Genomic DNA, 17333 nt, shown 5'->3' with positions numbered 1-17333 from the left:
TATCCAGAGTTTACGGCAGGGATTGCAATTCCCGCTCCCCATGCGGCAGCGGCGGAAAAGAAACCAATCACGAAGCGGTAAGTGGGGGAATGCGCGAAGGAAGTTGTACCACGATCGTGAACGGGTATCGTCGTTGCTTTCGAGGCGCTGCCTGCAGTGCGGTCTGGTGCGCGCAAAAAAGCGGCAACTGAAAAAGGGAACGCAGAGCGCCCGGGAAAGAACGGTTCCCCTTTGGCGTCTGCGTCCCTTGTGCGATGAGGTTTTCCTATTTGCCCAGGATGAATGCCCGGCCTGCTTCCACGAGCGCCTGGAGACGATCTTCGCTGGAGGCCTCGCAGTAAAGACGCACCACCGGCTCGGTGCCCGACTTCCGGAACAAAAGCCAGCTGCCGTCTTCGAGAAGGAACTTGTTCCCGTCCACGGTGATCTTTTCACGCACCGCCTCTCCGGCGAAGCTCGCCGGAGTGGCGGCGATGGTCTGCGGGAAGGACTCCTCCAGTTCGGGGGAGAGCGTGATGTTCACCCGCTTGGTGAGATAGCGCCCGACCTTGCTGTAGAGCCGCTCCAAAAGCGCCTTGACCGGCATCCCCTCGTGCGCAACCATCTCCGCTACCAGCAAGCAGGCCAGAATGCCGTCCTTCTCGGGCACGTGCCCCTTGATGGACAAACCGGCGCTCTCCTCGCCGCCGATGATGATTTTTCCCTGGCTGATCAGTTCGCCTACGAACTTGAAGCCGACGGGCGTTTCGTACACCTTGATGCCGTGCATCTTCGCCACGGCGTCGACGAGATGGGAGGTGGCGACCGAGCGACCGACCCCGCCGGTCATCCCCTTCACCCGGACCAGGTAATCCAGAAGAAGGGCGATGATGTAGTTCGGTTCGATGAAGCTTCCGTCTCCGTCGACGATGCCGAAGCGGTCCGCGTCGCCGTCGGTTGCGATGCCCAGAGAAATTTCCGGATCCTGCTGCACAAGTTTTATAAAATCGTGGATATACTTCTCGCTGGGCTCGGGGGGAAAGCCGCCGAAATATGGATCGCGGTTCGCATTCATCTGAACCACCTTCACGCCGTGCGCCTTGAGCGGTTCGGCGAGGTAGCCGCGCGCCGTACCGTAGAGCGGGTTGACCGCGACGGTGCCGAGTTTGGCGATGGCGGCGAAGTCGACCTTCTTGGCGAGATCGGCAAGGTAGTCCTGCATCGGGTCGATCTCCTCAAGGAGTCCCTTCCGGGCCGCCTCGTCAAGAGGACACTCGTTGTAGCAGATCTCGCCGGACATCTCGTTGGCGCGGCGCTCTATGTCGTTGGTGGTTTCGGGAAGTGCGGGGCCGCCCCAGGAGGGAGAAAACTTGATGCCGTTATACTCCGGAGGATTATGGCTTGCAGTAAAGTTGATGGCGCCGGCGGCGCCCCTTCTCAGGATCTCGAACGAGATGACCGGGGTGGGAGTATCACGGACACACAAAAAGGTGGGGATACCGGCGCCGGTCAAGACGCGTGCGGACTCCTTTGCGAACGCTTCCCCCATGAACCTTGAATCGTAGCCGACGATGATGCCTTTATTCGCTTCGCCGGTACTCTTAACGTGATCGGCAATGGCCTGGGTCACTACCTTAACATTCTCAAAGATGAAGTCCTCACACATGATGCCGCGCCAGCCGGAAGTGCCGAAAGTGATTCGCTGCATAAACCCTCCAGGACAATTGATAGTAAGGCCACCTGCTGTGGCAAAACGTCCAGTATCGAGTTGTATAACACATCGAAAACAGGAGTGCCAAGCGACCCGATAGAATAATTACTAGAGATTAATTCAATGCGGTAGGAGAGTCAAGTTTTCGGGAAAAAAGTGGGTTGACATTTTTCTTTCGAAATTGGTAGAGTGTCTTTTATCAACGATTACGAAGCAATTGAGGAGGCTTAAAACATGCAATGTCAAACCGTACTTCCTGGTGCCGAGTGCACTTTCTGGGGTAAACAGGGTTGTGTATTTACCGAAGGTTCCTGCCAGCTTATCGTAGAGAACTGCGAAGGTTGCGACAGGGTAGTCGATGGCTCCATCGGGAAGGTTTGCAGCGCATACCCGGCCCCCGAGAAGAAGTGGGTCGGCGGTATCTGCAACTTCGCTACCCACGTCAAGGTCGAGATCAAGACCGACGACGCCAAGATCAACCCGCTCAAAGCTTCCAAGAAAGCTGCAGGCGCCAAGAAGAAGAAGTAGTACCCAGAACAATCTGCTGTACCATAAAAGGGAGGACCGAAACGTCCTCCCTTTTTTTGTATCAACTATTGAACTGGAGGCTAGTGATGCCTTTTGACTTCCTCGCCTGCCCCGCGTGCGGTGCCAAGGTCAAACAGTACCGGAACCCTCTGCCGACCGTGGACGTGATCGTAGAACTCCCCGAAGGGGTCGTGCTCATCGAGCGCAAGAACGAGCCCTTGGGTTGGGCCATCCCGGGCGGGTTTGTCGACTACGGCGAAACGCTGGAGCATGCGGCCGTGCGGGAGATGCAGGAAGAGATCGGCCTCGAGCTGGAAGAAGAACAGTTGCGGCTGCTGGGATGCTACTCGGACCCGGCCCGCGATAAGCGCAGCCACAACATCTCGACCGTGTACGTAGCCACGGCCACCGGCACCCCCAACGCGGGGGACGATGCGGCAGCATTCGGCATCTTCCCCATCGACGCACTCCCCGAACCACTCTGCTTCGACCACGCACGGATTCTTTCAGACTATCGCAGTAAAAAAGCGGCAGGAGAGTTATAGAAGCGCTGGTTTAAAACGAACGAGCCCGACGTGCGTTTGAAATCAAAAAAGTGAATTTCAAACGACAGAAATTTTTTTCAACTCGTTAAGATGCGGTTTGAAATTTCAAAACGGAAATTCAAATCGATGGACGCGCGTTTAAACTTCAAAAAATAAAATTCAAACGGCGGAAATTTTTTTCAACTCGTTAAGATGCGGTTTGAAACTCCAAAAAAAAATTTCAACACGAGGACCGCACGTTTGAACTTCAAAAAATAAAATTCAAACGGCAGAAATTTTTTTCAACTCGTCATGACGCGTTTTGAAACTCCAAAAAAAAAATTCAACACGAGGGCCGCACGTTTGAACTTCAAAAAATAAAATTCAAACGGCGGAAAATTTTTTCAACGCATCAAGACGCGGTGAGAAACTTCAAAAACGAAAATCAACCCGAGGTCGGCACGTTTGAAATCCGGAAATTTTTTTTAAACGTCTGAAGGGCCTTTTGAATTCACGCAGCCGCGGTTCAAAACTCGGGAACCGGAATTGAACCGGTTCTTCCCCCCTATTCCAGAAAACGCAACTCCGGCAGGCTCGGGATCAGCCCCATCTCGAAGGCATACCGGAAGAAAAGGCGTGCCCCTTCCAGATGAGCCACGGTCAGCTCGTACGAGATGGTCTGCCAGTAATCCACCAGTGCCTCCTCGCTGAGCCAGGCGCGCTCCTCGCTTCCCGCAGCAATCTCGGCGTAGCTGTCATACGCGAGCTTTTTGGCGGCCACCAGGTCCCTGGCAAGCGCCTTGAGCTCCGCGTGCTTTTCGCGCGCCGCGTCGCGCCGCACGATCCAGAGGGCGAACACGAAGGGGAGCCCGGTAAACTCGTGCCAGAGCTGCCCCAAGTCGTAGCAAAAGAAACCGGAACCCGAGGCGGCCCCTTTGAGCGCCAAGTCGCCGATGAGGAGCAGGCCGGGGAAGCGCTCCAGGGCCTCGGCAAGGGGGAGCGCGGTGCGTTCGAAGGTGTTAGTGAAGCCGTACTTGCGGGCGAGTAGCACCTTCAGAAGGTTGACCGAGGTGTCCGATTCGGCGGTGAGGCCGATGGCGGCGCCGTCCAACTCCTCGATCGGCACGCGCGAGAACATGAAGACGCTCTTCACCGGCCCTATGGCGCTGATGGAGAGCTCCGGCAACAGGCAGTACTGCTCGTGCGCCATGGCGTATTCGATGGACGAGGAAGGGCTTAAGTCTATGCCGCCTGCCCTAAGCATCGCGTTCAGTTGCGCCGGGACTCCGTCCACGAAACGGTAGCCGGTGCAGTCAAAATGGGATTCGAGGGCGGTGAAGATGGGGGTGCAGTTCGCGTACTTGATGTGTCCGATATTTATGGTCACGGCAAAGCTCCAGGATAAGGCTTAAGAAACAAAACGAAAAGGCGAGAGTATCTCTCGCCTTTTCTGGTATATCGGGTGCAACTTCTTGTTATTCTTCTGAGACCGAGACAGTGTCCTCGTAAAGCTCGGCGGACATGAGGAGGTTCAGTTCCTCAGGGTCGGCCATCTCGATGACGACCAGCCAGCCGCCGTCATAAGGGTCATCGTTCACGAACTCCGGTGCGGTGGCGAGCTCGGAGTTGGACTCGAGAACGGTCCCGGAAAGCGGAGCGTAGAGCTCGGCGACCGTTTTTCTCGCCTCTATGGAGCCGAAAGAGTCGTCCTGCTCCAGTTCGTCGCCCGGCTCCGGCAGCTCAACCGAGGTCACGTTGCCAAGCTCCACCTGCGCGTAATCGGTGATGCCGATGACAGCCCGGTCACCTTCGACGCGCACCCAGAGATGTTCCTTGCTGTATTTGAGTTCTTCGGGAAAGTCCATAGTTTACTCCAGCACCAGCCTTTCAATGAAACCGGTATCTATGTTCCCTTCGATGAAGTCCTTGTTCGCCATGATCCGCTTGTGGAACGGGATGGTGGTCTTGATCCCGTCGACGATGTACTCGTCGAGGGCACGGGCCATACGCTTGATCGCCTCATCCCTGGTGTCGGCATGTACGATGAGCTTCGCGATGAGCGAGTCGTAGTGCGGAACGACGGTGTAGTTGGTGTAGACAAAGGAGTCGACACGGACGCCAAGTCCCCCCGGGGTGTGGTGATCGGTGATCTTACCGGGGCACGGGGTGAACTTCACCGAGTCCTCGGCGTTGATGCGGCACTCTATGGCGTGCCCCTTGATCTTGATGTCTGCCTGGGTGTAACGGAGTTTTTCGCCGTAGGCGGAGCGGATCTGCTCCTTCACGATGTCGACGCCGGTGATCATCTCGGTTACCGGATGCTCCACCTGGACGCGGGTGTTCATTTCCATGAAGTAGAAGTTGTTCTTCTTGTCGACCAGGAACTCCATGGTGCCGACGCTCGAGTAGTTGACGGCCTTCGCCGCCGCAACCGCGGCCTCGCCCATCTTTTTCCTGAGCTCGGGAGTGGTGACGGTGGAGGGGGCCTCCTCGATCACCTTCTGGTGACGGCGCTGAATCGAGCAGTCACGCTCCCCAAGATGGATGACGTTGCCGTGCTTGTCGGCAAGCACCTGGATCTCGACGTGGCGCGGGTTTTCGCAGTAGCGCTCGATGTAGACCTCGGGGTTGCCGAAGCCGGTCTGCGCCTCGGACCTTGCGGTCATGAAGGCGTTCGGAAGAGCCGCCGGCGAGTGCACGATCTTCATGCCGCGCCCGCCGCCTCCCGCCGTCGCCTTGATGATGACGGGGAAGCCGATCTCCTTGGCAACTTTGATCGCCTCGTTGACGTCGTTCACCCCCTCCTTGGTGCCGGGGAGGATGGGTACGCCGACCTTGATGACGGCCTGACGTGCGGAGATCTTGTCACCCATGATGCGCATGCTCTCGGCGGTGGGGCCGATGAAGGTGATGCCGCACTTCTCGCAGATCTCGGCAAAGCGCGGGTTTTCGGAGAGGAAGCCGTAGCCGGGGTGGATCGCCTCGGCGTCGGTCAGCTCCGCCGCGGAGATGATGGCGTTGATGTTCAGGTAACTGGAGAGGCTCGGTGCCGGTCCGATGCAGACGCTCTCGTCGGCGAGCTTTACGTGCAGCGACTCTGCATCGGCAGAGGAGTAGACGGCAACCGTCTTGATCCCCATCTCCTTGCAGGTCCTGATGATCCGGAGGGCAATCTCCCCCCGGTTGGCGATAAGAATTTTATGGAACATCGATGTCTCCAGGAAACAGATAAAGATCGAGATTCAGATCGGCACGCAATCCAAGGCTCGATCTTCATCTAAATCTGTTTGATTACAGCTTCTCCACCACGAACAGGGCGTCGCCGTACTCGACCGGCTGGGCGTTCTCCTTGCAGATCTTGAGGATCTTGCACTTGAACTCCGCCTCGATCTCGTTCATGAGCTTCATCGCCTCGACGATGCAGAGCACCTGTCCCTTCTCCACGATCTGGCCGACTTCAACGTAGGCAGCAGCCTCCGGAGCGGGAGCGCGGTAGAAGGTGCCGACGATGGGGGAAGTGATCACGTCGCCCTGCTCTTTCTCGGCAGCGGCCGGAGCTGCTGCGGAAGCGGCAGCCGGAGCTGCGGGGGCGGCGGCCGGAGCGACAGGAGCGGCCGGTGCATACTGGTAAGCGACGGGCGCCTGCATCTGGAACTGCGGAGCGGCGCAGCCTCTCTTGATGACCACCTTCTCGTCGGTGTTCTCCAGCTCGAACTCGGTGATGTCGGTCTCCGTTACCATCTTGATCAGCATCTTCAGGTCTTTTATATCCACATCTTTCTCCTTTATTGCATGGTTGTGGGCCGCCCCGTTGCAGCCGGAGAAGCCCCCCTAAAAACAAACGTTGCGCTTTAGGCCCCCCACTTTGTGATGGGCTACTTCCAACTCCCCACTTTGCGAAGGGGGGCCGGGGGGGATTTGCCTCTGCCAACCCAACTGAAATCCCCCTAAATCCCCCTTCGCAAAGGGGGACTGCAAAGTCAGACTATGATCAGGTCCTTGGGGACCCTGGTGATCGGGCGGCAGCAGTTTTTCTCGACGACCACGGTGTCCTCGATACGGACCCCACCCCACTCAGGGATGTAAATCCCCGGCTCGATGGTGAAGACCATCCCCTCCTGGATGACGTGTTTGCTGCGCGGCGACGCGCCCGGGTGTTCGTGGATGTCGATACCGACACCGTGCCCGAGGCCGTGACCGAAATAGGCCCCGTACCCTTTGCCCGCGATGAGGTCGCGCGCCTTGGCGTCCAGGTCCTTGAAACTCATACCGGGATGCACCGCCTCCATGGCCACCCGCTGGGCCGCCAGAACGGTCTCGTACACCTCGCGCTGCTTCGCGTCGGGTTCTCCCAGACAGACGGTAACCGTCTCGTCCGAGCAGTAGCCCCGGTAGATGGCACCGAAATCTATGGTGACTAGTTCTCCCGCGGCAAGTTTCTTCTCCGAGGCCCGACCGTGCGGCAGCGCGCCGCGCTCGCCGGAGGCCACAATGAAATCGAAGGATTTCCCTTCCGCCCCCTTTTCACGCATCGCCACTTCGAGCATCCAGGCGACCTCGGCTTCGGTCATGCGCGGCTTCAGGCGCGCCACCGTCTCGAGGAGCGCCTCGGAGGCGATAGCGGCTACCTGCTCCAGGATCGCAAGTTCGCCGGCATCCTTGACGGTGCGCAGACCGGCTAGCTCCGCGTCAGCGGGAAGGTATTCGATCCCCGGCGTCTTTCCGCAGAGTTCCTGGTAGAAGGCGACGGTGGTGGAGCCGGCCTCGAAGGCGACCCTGGCCGGACGGAGCTCTAGCAGCCGCTCGACCAGCCCGTCCATCCGGCTCGAGAACTCGATGACCTTTGCGCCCGTGACCTCGGCGCCCGCCTGTGAGGTGTAACGGGAATCGGTGAGAAACCACCCGTCTTCTGGAGAGAGAATGAGCAGCGCCTCGCTGCCGGTAAAGCCGGTTAGATACCTGATGTTGCTGAGGTTTGTCACCAGCAACAGATCGGCGTTGAACCGTTTCAGGCACTCTCGGGCCGCGGGGATTCTGTTACCTATCATAATTCCGTCCGTAAGACAATCTTATTTTCCCAGCCGTTTGGCAAGGGCTCTGAGCCCCAAAAGGTAGCTGTCGGCGCCGAAACCGCAGATCTGGCCGACCGCCACCGGGGCGATATAACTGTGGCTTCGGAAGGCTTCCCGGGCATGGACGTTGGAGAGGTGTACCTCCACGGCCGGAAGCGCCGTGGCAGCGATCGCGTCACGGATGGCAACGCTCGTGTGGGTATAAGCGGCGGGGTTTATCAGGATGCCGCGGCAGTCCGCCATGGCCCCCTGGATGGCGTCCACCAGGTCGCCTTCGCTGTTGCTTTGCAGTATTTTGAGGTCAAGCGACAACTCTTCGGCCAGCGCGGTAAGCTCCTTGTTGATCCCCTCAAGGGTCATGGTGCCGTAGACACCGGGCTCCCTGACCCCAAGGAGGTTCAGGTTCGGGCCGTGTAAAACGAGCACCTTCAGCTTGGCCGCGCTCATTTGAGTTCCTCCCTGAGGCCAGGTGCTGCACGTTTCAAAAGGTAGCGGGCCTTTCCGAAGTTGCCGTCGGCAGGAAGCACCAAAGACACGAAGAACTCATCGCTTATGCCGCGCACGATGACGCAGCACCTCTCACTGATGATGGAAACCTCTTCCAGGTCACCGGTCTTCAGCACGCCGACCGTTCTTTTGATCTCCTTGAGCACCGAGGCGTATTCGATGGTCATGGTCTGCACGTCCACGCCACTCTCCTCTCGCAGGTACTCCTCGATGGCGATGCCGTCATAACCCATGATGACCCCGCCCAGGCCCCCTCCGCTCTCCTCGACGATCTCCCGCAGGATTGCCTTAAACCCCATCTTTTCTTCTCCTTATGTTTTCCAGCCAGCGCTCCAAGGCGCTTTCCACGCCCCCTTCCGTCCCACCTGCGTCTTCGTGACGAGGGTGTTCAAGCGGAGCAGCCTCCTGTTCCGCAGGTGATTCCATCCCGGCAAAGGCAGCGGATAAACCTGCTGCGGCAGCGGGGATCTCTTCGGAGGCGGTGGGCAACGAAGGTGCAAAGGGCGCCACCACCGTTGCTGCCGCCTCGGCGAGACCGGCCGGCTCGACGAAAAGCTCCGGAGCAACAGCCACCGGCGCGGACGCTGCTTGCGGTGTTGCCGGTGCCGCGGAAGGCGGTGTTGCAGCCGGCTGTTGAGCGGACGGCTGTCCCGACGCGAGTTCCGCCGGCCCAAGCTGCAGCTCCTGCAGTTCGGTCAGTTCCTCGAGCCTTAAACGGTACTGCTGGTTGCCGGGATGGGCGGTGAGGAGCTCGCGATAGATGTTCTGCGCCTTCTCAAGGAAGCCCTGCGATACGTAGAGTTCGGCAAGGGTCGCGGTCGTCAGCGGGTCCGGTGCGCCCGGACGGGACGCGGCAGCCGGGGGTGCTTCCGCCAACTCCGGCTCCCCTTCGAGGTCCTCGATGGCCCAAAGATCGTCGTCTTCGGGTTCGGGCACCGGTATCTGTTCCGCCGCTTTGGGCACTGATGCCGAAGCAGGCTGGGACACACTCATCGCCGGAGCTAAGTAGGGTGGCTCTTCGATCACCTCTTCAAGCTCCTCGATGATTTCTACATCCTCAATGATCTCCTCTTCCGAGGAAGCGGCGGAAGCGGCCGAAGCGATCGAGTTCAGCAGCATGGTGCTTTCGAGGTCCTCGGGGTCCCGCTGCAGGACGCGTCCCAGGATGTCGCGCGCCGCGTCGATCCGGCCCAGCTCGACATAAATCTGGCTCAAAAGCTTCATGGCCTGGATGTGGTCCGGCTTGAGCTCTACCGCCTTCTCGAGTGCCTGGCAGGCATCCGCGGACTCCCCCTTCGCATAGCAGGCGTTGCCCAGGGCGAGAAACCCGAGGGGGTATTCGGGATGGGCGGCGCACCCTTTACGGGCAACAGAGATGGCGTCGTCCAAAAGCCCGAGCTTCCGGTACAGTTCGGAGAGCGGTGCGAAACACAGCGACTTGGCGTCCTTGGCCAGCAGGTCTTCGTAGCGCTGTATCTCCGTCCAAAACGATAAGGCGTCCTCTACCATGTCACTCTCCTATGCCGCAGATCTCCAGAAGTGCTTTGAGGTCGGTGACCCGTTCCATCTTATAGGCGCCGATGCCCCGGTTGCAGATAAAGAGCAGCCCCTTGTCGCGCACCTTCTTGTCGTGGGAAAGCGCCTCCGCGTAACGCTCGGCCGGGAAGGCGGGCAGTTCGGCAGGCAGCCCAAGGGCTCCGACAAGGGCATCGATGCGCCCACGATCGGAATCGCTGCAGTAACCGTAGTGATGGGATATCTTGGCCGCCTGTACCATACCGATGGCAACCGCCTCGCCGTGCAGGTAGCTGGTGTACTCGGTGAGGGTCTCCACGGCGTGGCCAAGCGTGTGACCGTAGTTCAGCACGGCACGTATCCCCCCTTCCCTCTCGTCCAGAGCGACCACCTGCGCCTTGATGGCGCAACTGCGCGCAACGGCGTGGATGAGCGCTTCCTTGTCGCGGGCGAGGAGCTTCTCTACGTTCTGCTCGAGAAAGGTGAAGAAGTCGCCGTCGAGCACCGCGCCGTACTTCACGATCTCGCCCAGACCGCTTCGGTACTCCCGCTCCGGCAGCGTGTCCAGGGTATTCACGTCGATCAGTACTGCCTTTGGCTGGTAGAAGGCACCGATTAGGTTCTTGCCGCGGGGATGGTTGATGCCGGTCTTGCCGCCGACGCTCGAGTCGACCTGCGAAAGGAGCGTGGTGGGGAGTTGTACGAAGGGGATGCCGCGCAGAAAACTTGCGGCGGCAAAGCCCGCCATGTCCCCGATCACCCCGCCGCCCAGGGCCAGGATGAAGGAACCGCGGTCCAAGGACGCATCAACCAGACCGTCGTAGATGAGGTTGAGGGTCGTGCTGTTTTTGTATGCTTCACCGTCAGGAAGGATGACCTCTACCGCACGGTATCCAGCCTCCTCGAGGGAAGCGCGCACCGTTTCTAAGTAAAGCGGAGCCACGGTGGTGTTGGAGACGACGGCCGCGGTACCGGAGAGGCCGAGAGCACGGCAGAGGGCACCGACACCGCCCAGGATGCCTGCCCCGAGTTCGATGTCGTAACTGCGCTCTCCCAATGCCACTTCGATATGCTGAACGTTCACGGATACCTCTTCAAAGAATCAATTAATTCGTCCACGACCCCGGCGACGTCCTTGCCGGTGGTGTCGATGCGCAGATCGGCATCGGCGTAGAACTCCTCGCGGGCCTTTAACATGGTGCGGATCTTTTCCACGGAAGCGCCGTCGGCGAGCAGGGGTCGTTCGCTGTTGCCGCTCACACGCGCCACGATGGTCGGGACATCGGCTTTCAGATTGACGATGCGGCCGTACTGGCGCATGACGGCGCGGTTGCCGCGGTCGATGACGGCCCCACCTCCGGTCGAGATGATCTGACCGCTGCCGGCGGCGATTCTGACCAGCACGCGCGACTCCAGTTCGCGAAAATACGGCTCGCCGTGTGCCGCGAAGATCTCCTTAACGCTCATCCCCGCCTCTTCCACGATAGCGTGGTCGAGGTCCACGAACTCCCAGCCGAGCCTCTGCGCGAGCACATGGCCGACCGTGGTCTTGCCGCACCCCATGAAGCCGGTAAGAAAGATGTTCCGGATATTCATAAACAAACCCTTTAACGCGAAGACGAAAAGCCGCTAAGACGCAAAGGGGGACCGACGAGCATGCCGAGTCAAAAAGCTTTTCTTCCGCGTCTGCGCACCTTGGCGTCTTTGCGTTGAAGCCTTAAAACTCCCGCAGGTACTCGATGTAGGACGAGTAGTTCCGTGCCGTCTCGGCTACCGAATCACCGCCGAACTTTTCCATGAAGGCACCTGCAATCTCGATCGCGACTACGGCCTCAGCGACCACGGACGCAGCGGGGACGGCGCAGCAGTCAGAGCGCTCGACAGTGGCCTCGAAGGGCTCCTTGGAGAGCATATCAACCGACTTAAGCGGCGTGTACAAGGTAGGAATCGGCTTCATCGCGCCGTAGATGACGATCTCCTCGCCGTTGGTGATCCCACCTTCGAGCCCTCCCGCACGGTTCGTGTTGCGGTAGAAACCGGTCTTTTCGCCGCGCGCCACGCGCTGCTCATCAAAAAAGATCTCATCGTGCACCTTGGAACCCGGAAGACGGGCCGTCTCGAAACCGGCGCCGACCTCAACCCCCTTGAAAGCCTGGATGCTCATCACTGCGGCAGCGAGACGGGCGTCAAGCCTTCTGTCCCATTGCACGTGGCTCCCAAGCCCCACGGGGAGACCGTTCACGCGCACCTCGATCACGCCCCCCAGGGTGTCACCCGCGTCCTTCGCTCGATCGATCGCTTCCATCATCTCCACCTCGGCCTTCTCGTCGTAGGTGTAGACCGGCGACTTGGAGATTTTCTCCTGCAGCTCCTTCACACCGGCCTCAGCGGGGCGCTCCGCCCTGACGCCCCCAAGTTCGACCACGCACCCGGTGACCGCGATACCAAAGCGGTTGAGATAAGCCTTCGCTACCGCTCCGACGGCCACGCGGATCGCGGTCTCGCGGGCGCTGGAGCGCTCGAGGATGTTACGCACGTCGTTATGGGCATATTTCATTGCCCCCGGGAGGTCGGCGTGTCCCGGACGTGCACGGGTGACCCGGATGCTGTCGTCACGGAACTCGGCATACGGAGACATGCGCTGTTCCCAGTTCACCCAGTCCGAGTTTTCCACCACAAGGGTGATGGGGGAGCCCAGGGTTTCACCCCAGCGCACACCGGAGAGGATCCGTACACGATCCGTCTCGATCTTCATGCGACCGCCGCGCCCGTAACCGCCCTGCCTGCGGGCGAGATCCTCGTTGATGTCTTTCTCGGTGAGTTTGAGCCCGGAGGGTACCCCTTCGACGATGGCGGTCAACTGCGGGCCGTGCGACTCGCCCGCGGTAAGGTATCTGAACATGCCTGCTCCTTATTTGATAAACGAAAGCCAGGAGCTTCCCTGGCTTTCGATGCGCTGGTGATGTCTTTGGCTAAATTACTTCTGGAACTTCTTCTGTGCCTCGGTGGTGAGGTTGGCCTTGGTCTCAGTCGACATCATGCTGCCGGTAAAGATGTATTCGCACTTCTTGTCTACGTAAAAAATGACCGGGTGACCGCCCACAGAGATGGCGGCTTCGTAAAGCCCATCGATTCCCTTGACCTCCGAGACCTGCAGCACTTCAAAGTTCATCGGAATGAACTTCTTGACCGCCGCTTGCACCTGCTCCTTGGCGGGGGGCTTGGAGCAAGCGGAAAGAATCAGCGCAGAAAGACAGATAACAACAAAATGTTTAAACATTAAAAAAGACTCCTTGTGTTTGTTTCATCCAACCTGGCGCCCTCTACCGGGCCACCGCCATCTTTTGCTTGCGGAACCGGTTGAAGGCGTAGAACAGCGGCAAAAGCAGCATGGTGACCGGGTACTTCACCGCAAAGATAAGCGGGGTGAGTGCCCAGCGGGTAAGCAGGCGCAGGAAGCCGTGTTCGTAGATGAAATCAGCGATCGGCGGGCTGTGCTTGTAGTAGAAGGATACGAAAGCACGGCCCGGTGCGGATTTGAGAAGCACGTTGTCACGGAAATGCCTGAGCACCACGACCTGCGGGTCGAGGTAACTACCGTAGGCAGCGGTTGCGATAAAGCAGCCGCTCTTGCCAGTGGACGAGGCCGGCGGCGGGTTGTTACCCGTATCGGTACCGCCACCGGAAGTGCCCCCTCCCTCGACACCGACAACGATGGGGTCCTGGATGAAACCAGCGTTCAAGTCGGAGTCGTGGCGCTCGTCGTTGTCAATGACGGCAAAGACCGCGGTGTTGCCAGAGCGGCTCACTGGGGTGATCTTGGTCCAGGTTATCTCATTGGTAAGCGGGTTATTCACCACCTTATAGTAGACGCTGCTGTCGCTCAGTGTGGTCTGGAAGGTTACTGCGACATTCACCGTCGCAGACGGCTGGACGTCCTCAATGCGAAGGCTGATAGCACTGAGCGGGGTGAAGTTGTCCGGTTTGCCTACACTGACATCGGCAAGAGCAGGATTGGAGAAGAATATGGCGGTGTCGGCAGTCGTGCCGGCAGTCCCCTCGATGGCGGCAACGGCGCTGGCCCCGCTACCGGAAAGGGCGAGTGTGTACGTAGCGCCGGTGGTGTCGGTTACGGTAAGAGTACCGGTGTAGTTGGAAACGGCCTTCGGCGTGAAATAAACGCTGATCGGAAGTGTCTGCGCCGGCTCGACGTTACCGAATCCGGTAGCTGTAAACGCGGAGTTGTTAGTGACGACGTTGCTCACAGTGATGCGTGAGGTGGTGGTATTTTTCACATACACAGTTGCTGCGGCGCGGGAGTTGACCAGGGTGCCGCCAAAGTTTTGGGTGCCACCGAGGTCGGCTCCGTTGCGATCGACGAAGACAAGGTTACCAGAAACGATGCCAGCAGCCCTTACCGAGATGGTGAGTAGCTTGGTATAGATGTTGCCGTCGGCGTCGGTCACCTTGACGTTAAAGCTGTAGCTGCCGGAACCACCAGCGGTCCCCCTGATGACGCCGGAGGCGGTGTCGAGGGTCAACCCGGGCGGCAGCGTACCGCTGCCTGAGATGGACCAGACGTACGGCTGGGTGCCGCCATCGGCAACCAGTTCCTGAGCATAGCTCGCACCACTATCAACTGACGGAAGAGAGTTCGTGGTTATAGAGAGAGTCGGATTCACCTTGATGACAAGATCACGCGTCGTTGAAGCCCCGGTTGAGTCGGACAACTTGACCGTGAAGGAGAAGGTGCCGGTCTGGAGCGGCTTGCCGCTGATGGTCCCGGTGCTGGGGTTCGGGATGAGGCCGGCGGGGAGGCTGCCGCTAGTGATCTGCCAAAGGTAGGATGGCGTCCCCCCCTGCATCATGAGTGACTGGTTGTAGTCTGCACCGAGGACAACTGCCGGCAGACTCGTGGTGGTGATGAAAAGTGCCGGGTTGATATCGAGGGTCAGGTTTTTGGACGCCGTGTAGGTCCTGTTGGGGGTCACGGTATCGTCAAGGTAGCTTGCCTGTACCGTCACGTTGTAGGACCCGGGAATAAGCGGTCCAGTAGCCGGGTCCACGTCAGTTATGGTGCCGCTGGAGGTGAGCTGTAGTCCCTGCGGCAGCCCCTGCGCGGTCCAGGTCAAATTGGCCGGCTTTACGGTGACCCCGGGGATGGAAGCCGCAAGCGTTTTGCTGTAGCCCGTCTTAAGCTGTGTCCAGGTCGGCAGCGACGAGGTCGAAATCGACATCGCCGTGATGTTCATGGTGAGCGACTTGGTCGTGGAAGTCCCGTTGGAATCCGTAACCGAGACGGTGAAGGTATAGGACGAGGTGGCGGCCGGATCGATCGTTCCGCTGATAACGCCAGTGGTGGACGAAAGGGCAAGTCCCGGCGGAAGTGTGCCGGAGGTGACAGTCCAGGAACCGTATGGCCTGACGCCGCCGGTTGCGGTGAGCGTGGCCCCCTGATAGGCGGAGCCGGCGGTGCCGTCAGGCAGCGAAACCGTGGCAATGGAGAGAGGCAGATTGCCTACCCCTGCGCCGGAAAGGTTGATCACCGCCTGCCCCCCGTTGGAATCGAAGATCATGCGGTACCCCTCAGCGGGGTTCGAGTAGGAGCCTGCAGCAGTCGGAGCGAAACGAACCGTCATCTCGGCATTGGTGCCCGGGCTTATGGTGGTCGGCTTCGGTGTGGTGAACGAGAAAGGCGCAGCCGGGTCCACAATCGAATTTATGGTGAGAACCGAGTTACCGTCGTTTCTGATCCGGAAGGTGATGTCTTTGTACGGCGTACTGGACGAGATATCAACATTGCCGAAGTCGATGGCACCGCTTAGGATCGGTACATCGTTGGTGTCGGTGATGGTGAGCTGCGGCGCGGTGGAGAACTCGAGCAGCTGGGCAAAGATATCCGAGTTGGATAGCGCGCGGCCGTCCTTCCACACCACCATGAATTTCCTAAAGTTAACGTCACCGAAGGCGACCGCGGGAGAGAGCTGGTTGCCGGTAGCCACCGTAACGATGGAGTTGCCGCCGGAGAGGTTCCCCTGCGGGTCGACGAACTGGCTGTACAGGTCGATGTTGCTCAGGTTTGCGCTCTGGTTCCTTGCATCTTCCCATGCCACGAAGAAGCGCTGGTTGACGTTGTCAAAGGCTGCAACCGGTGCGGTCTGATCGCCGACGGCGTTGGAGATGCGAATTCGATCACCGTAGGAGGTGAAACCTGAAAGATCAACGAGTTGCCCGACGATGTTCTTGCCACTTTCCGTCCCACCGTTGTTGTCTTCCCAGGCGAGCAAGAGACGGTTCGTGTTGGGATCGACGGCAACTGTTGGGTTGGTCGAGGCAAAGCCCACAGTACCGTAGCTGAAGTCGTTGATGAAGCCAAGCCCCTGATCTCTGCGCAGTTTCACCTTCGTCGGGGCGTCGTCCTTTTTGACTGAGGTAAAAAGGTAGCTCTTGTAAATCGCCCTGATCACATCAGGCGGTCCGACTATCGTGGTAGTCGTGTAGTTGATGGAGAGGGTAACGGTAGTGGTAGAGCCACTCCAGCTGGTGAAGATCTCGCCTGTAATCGGGCTGTAGGCGATCCTCGGGTGTGATTCGTTCAGCTGTACCGACCATGTGTCGGTGATGACGGAACCGTTGTCGGTGATGGCCCCAATGCGCACCGTCTTGGAGACGTTTTGCATGTTGTTGGTGGCGCCAGTGAGCGGGTCGACTTCAATGGTGCGTACGAGGTTGTTGTCGGCGTACGGCAGCGGGATGTGACCAATTGTAATAGAGTCGGAAGTGCCGACCGCGGTGTAGGTCACGTCGTTGGTGGCGTTAGCGTCGGTATCGTAGGTCGTTGTGTCGACCCAGGCGACGACGAACTTGCCGGTAACCTCGTTGTAGATAAGGTCTGGGTCGTTCTGGTTAATATCGATGTTAGCGGTGTGGGTGGAGATCGTGAAGTTCGAGCCGATGAGGGCACCGGTCATGCTGACGAACTGGCCGTAGATCTGGCCGTAGCCGGCACGGGAGTCTGTCCAGACAACCAGGTACCTGCTCTTGGTGGCATCGGTCGGGTTCGTCGGGTCCCTGTAGAAGGCAACCTTGGGCTGGGACTTGTTGCCGGTAACAGTGGTGATCGGGAAGTTGACCGGGTTGGCGGCGATGGAGGTAACGTTCCCTGTGACCCCCTGTCCAAGCGAATCGGAACCGACGCAGATGGCACCGTAGAGCTGCTGACCGTTTCGGCTGTCGACGAAAACGGTCAGGTAGCGGTTGTGATTCACCGTGTCATAGGCAATGGCAGGCTGAGACTGGTCGGTGGTATTTGTAGTTACCTGGAAATCGTTGGCAAGTACTTTGGCCGGCTTCTTGCCAGACGTAACCGTTGTGGAGTCGGTTCCGCCGTCACCGGAACAACTGAGCATGATGGCGCACAAAAGCATCAAAAACACCCAGCTAATCTTCTTCGAAAAATTCATTTCACACCCCTCTTACCAATCAAGACATGGGACT

General features: G+C 59.0%; 16 protein-coding genes. 2 read left to right on the top strand and 14 right to left on the bottom strand.

Annotated elements, in window-relative coordinates; genetic code table 11:
- Nucleotides 1–265: 265 nt before the first annotated feature.
- Nucleotides 266–1687, bottom strand: coding sequence for a phosphoglucomutase/phosphomannomutase family protein (locus tag E8K79_RS07940; protein ID WP_135871840.1), 1422 nt, complete (start codon nt 1685–1687; stop codon nt 266–268).
- A 237-nt stretch (nt 1688–1924) separates the two neighbouring features.
- Here E8K79_RS07940 and E8K79_RS07935 point away from each other — a divergent pair, with 237 nt between their 5' ends.
- Nucleotides 1925–2218 carry a PxxKW family cysteine-rich protein gene (locus E8K79_RS07935; RefSeq protein ID WP_129127722.1) on the top strand — a complete coding sequence of 98 codons (294 nt, stop codon included), beginning with the start codon at nt 1925–1927 and terminating at the stop codon, nt 2216–2218.
- An 86-nt stretch (nt 2219–2304) separates the two neighbouring features.
- On the top strand, nt 2305–2763 hold the full coding sequence (locus E8K79_RS07930) for an NUDIX domain-containing protein (RefSeq protein WP_135871842.1): 459 nt from the start codon (nt 2305–2307) through the stop codon (nt 2761–2763).
- A gap of 544 nt (nt 2764–3307) precedes the next feature.
- Here the strand turns inward: E8K79_RS07930 and E8K79_RS07925 are convergent.
- From E8K79_RS07925 to E8K79_RS07865, 13 genes are all read right to left on the bottom strand, one after another.
- Nucleotides 3308–4129 (bottom strand): menaquinone biosynthetic enzyme MqnA/MqnD family protein, encoded by an 822-nt coding sequence (locus tag E8K79_RS07925; protein ID WP_136514267.1) that lies wholly within the window; start codon nt 4127–4129, stop codon nt 3308–3310.
- A gap of 88 nt (nt 4130–4217) precedes the next feature.
- On the bottom strand, nt 4218–4607 hold the full coding sequence (gcvH, locus tag E8K79_RS07920) for a glycine cleavage system protein GcvH (protein WP_136514266.1): 390 nt from the start codon (nt 4605–4607) through the stop codon (nt 4218–4220).
- 3 nt (nt 4608–4610) lie between these two features.
- Nucleotides 4611–5951 (bottom strand): acetyl-CoA carboxylase biotin carboxylase subunit, encoded by a 1341-nt coding sequence (gene accC, locus E8K79_RS07915; protein WP_135871848.1) that lies wholly within the window; start codon nt 5949–5951, stop codon nt 4611–4613.
- Nucleotides 5952–6033: 82 nt separating this feature from the next.
- The gene (gene accB / locus E8K79_RS07910; RefSeq protein ID WP_136514265.1) at nt 6034–6516 is read right to left on the bottom strand and encodes an acetyl-CoA carboxylase biotin carboxyl carrier protein; all 483 of its coding nucleotides are present in this window, start codon (nt 6514–6516) and stop codon (nt 6034–6036) included.
- Nucleotides 6517–6722: 206 nt separating this feature from the next.
- Nucleotides 6723–7790 carry a M24 family metallopeptidase gene (locus tag E8K79_RS07905; protein ID WP_136514264.1) on the bottom strand — a complete coding sequence of 356 codons (1068 nt, stop codon included), beginning with the start codon at nt 7788–7790 and terminating at the stop codon, nt 6723–6725.
- A 21-nt stretch (nt 7791–7811) separates the two neighbouring features.
- Nucleotides 7812–8246 carry a type II 3-dehydroquinate dehydratase gene (gene aroQ, locus E8K79_RS07900; RefSeq protein ID WP_198419472.1) on the bottom strand — a complete coding sequence of 145 codons (435 nt, stop codon included), beginning with the start codon at nt 8244–8246 and terminating at the stop codon, nt 7812–7814.
- An 11-nt stretch (nt 8247–8257) separates the two neighbouring features.
- Entirely contained in the window at nt 8258–8620 is a 363-nt protein-coding gene (locus E8K79_RS07895; protein WP_135871856.1) for a roadblock/LC7 domain-containing protein, read from the bottom strand.
- The gene (locus E8K79_RS07890; RefSeq protein WP_136514263.1) at nt 8610–9830 is read right to left on the bottom strand and encodes a tetratricopeptide repeat protein; all 1221 of its coding nucleotides are present in this window, start codon (nt 9828–9830) and stop codon (nt 8610–8612) included. Before E8K79_RS07890 ends, E8K79_RS07895 begins: the two co-directional genes overlap by 11 nt.
- A 1-nt stretch (nt 9831) precedes the next feature.
- Nucleotides 9832–10920, bottom strand: coding sequence for a 3-dehydroquinate synthase (gene aroB, locus E8K79_RS07885; protein WP_136514262.1), 1089 nt, complete (start codon nt 10918–10920; stop codon nt 9832–9834).
- Entirely contained in the window at nt 10917–11432 is a 516-nt protein-coding gene (locus tag E8K79_RS07880) for a shikimate kinase (protein WP_136514261.1), read from the bottom strand. The genes aroB and E8K79_RS07880 overlap by 4 nt, the downstream gene beginning before the upstream one ends.
- Nucleotides 11433–11553: 121 nt before the next feature.
- A complete protein-coding gene (gene aroC, locus E8K79_RS07875) occupies nt 11554–12738 on the bottom strand; it encodes a chorismate synthase (protein ID WP_136514260.1) in 1185 nt (394 codons plus the stop codon).
- 75 nt (nt 12739–12813) lie between these two features.
- On the bottom strand, nt 12814–13116 hold the full coding sequence (locus E8K79_RS07870) for a disulfide isomerase DsbC N-terminal domain-containing protein (protein WP_136514259.1): 303 nt from the start codon (nt 13114–13116) through the stop codon (nt 12814–12816).
- A 43-nt stretch (nt 13117–13159) separates the two neighbouring features.
- On the bottom strand, nt 13160–17299 hold the full coding sequence (locus E8K79_RS07865; RefSeq protein ID WP_136514258.1) for a putative Ig domain-containing protein: 4140 nt from the start codon (nt 17297–17299) through the stop codon (nt 13160–13162).
- Nucleotides 17300–17333: the final 34 nt, after the last annotated feature.

This window comes from Geomonas edaphica (genome assembly GCF_004917075.1).
GTDB classification, from domain to species: domain Bacteria; phylum Desulfobacterota; class Desulfuromonadia; order Geobacterales; family Geobacteraceae; genus Geomonas; species Geomonas edaphica.
This window is presented reverse-complemented; position numbering and strand designations above follow the sequence as displayed.